We start from the raw sequence: 1,447 nt of genomic DNA on the forward strand, positions 1-1,447 counted from the left end.
TTAAACGGATTAATCGCGTATCTCGAAGCGAGTAACCCACAAAGCCCTTTGTTAAACGAAGCAAAGCGCTTTATCGACGATGCATCTGAACTGGAGTTTGACTTCAATCGCATGTGTATTGGGCCATATAAGTTGTTGGTTGCTCCCTACGAGGGAATCTACCGCAGCGGCAATCATGTCATGAATACAGACGAGACCGTCAGAGTTGCCGAGTTTTACCAACATATTGGCTTGGTCATTGACGAAAAATTCAATGAACCCGCCGACTTTATCGGTAACGAATTGGAGTTTCTCTACTGTGTTCACGCGTTAGCCAGTGAGCAGAAAGCAGCAAACGATATCGAAGCCTTTGAGGAACTAACGGCCATTGCCGATGAGTTTCTTACTAAGCATCTGGGTACTTGGATCACTCCCTTCTGTGAAGGAATAAAAAACCATGCTCAACATGCATTTTGGCGCGAGTTTGCTACTGAACTGCACCTTTTTGTCACTAAGCAAATGCAGTGATGGCTTAACGTTATAGAACCAAAGTTAAGCCACTATGTACCAAGCAAAAAGGTAATAGCCGTCGATAGCTGAACTTATACACCATCAGCTATTTGGCGGGTAGAACCAAATAGGCGACCTAAAGTCGCTAAAGGAGTTATGAATGAACAGAGCAATAAGATTGTTTAGTTTTATTGTCATTAGCCTGTTTGTCTCAACGGCAGCTATGGCTGCAGAGGTTGCAACACTGCAACCTCAACAATGGCAAACAATTCAGGAACACGCTATTCCAGGTGACATCCCTGAGATCCGCGGTATGCCAACACAAGTTGAACTATTAATGCCGGCATCAGTACCAGAAGATGCCAATGAAGCTGTACTTGGTTACTTAGGTGCCACCGATAGCATCGCATTTTTAGTGTTTGCCAGCCTATTTGGCGTCATTGCGCTATTTATCATTTTTATCATGGTAAATGGTATCTCGCGTCTAGATAAAGGCTTCTCAGGCAAGATGATCAAACGTTGGTCAGGCCTCAGTATCAGTGTGCATTGGTTAGGTGCTATCGCTTGCATACTACTCATGCTAACCGGCTTAGTTTTGGCTGGCGGTCGACACTACTTTGAGCCAAGCATGAATGCGCCAAGCTGGGCATCACTGGTAGGGCTTTCAAGTGGCCTACATGAGTTGATGGCGTTCCCATTCATCTTGGGTTACGTGTTAATGATTTTGATGTGGGCACCAAAGCAAATCCCTGCAAGTTATGACTTGAAATGGTTTGCTGTTTTAGGTGGTTACCTCAATACCGGTAAGAAACATCACCCAGATGCTGGTTTTGCCAATGCGGGTGAGAAACTTTGGTTTTGGGTGTTTGCCCTCTTTGGTGGTGTGATGGTGGTTTCAGGGCTAACAATGATGTTCCCAGAAACCTTTGTCGTCACCAAGAATACCGCTAACTTTATG

General features: G+C 44.9%; 2 protein-coding genes. Both read left to right on the plus strand.

Annotated features, from left to right (window positions below):
• A partial coding sequence (locus K5R16_RS21900; RefSeq protein ID WP_220740511.1) for a molecular chaperone occupies positions 1-507 on the plus strand: 507 nt, incomplete at its 5' end.
• Between the two features lie 142 nt (positions 508-649).
• Positions 650-1,447, plus strand: a 798-nt coding sequence (locus K5R16_RS21905) for a formate dehydrogenase subunit gamma (protein WP_220740513.1), incomplete at its 3' end; no start/stop codon positions are given.

The sequence above is a fragment of the Shewanella sp. c952 genome, from assembly GCF_019654975.1.
Lineage (GTDB): Bacteria > Pseudomonadota > Gammaproteobacteria > Enterobacterales > Shewanellaceae > Shewanella.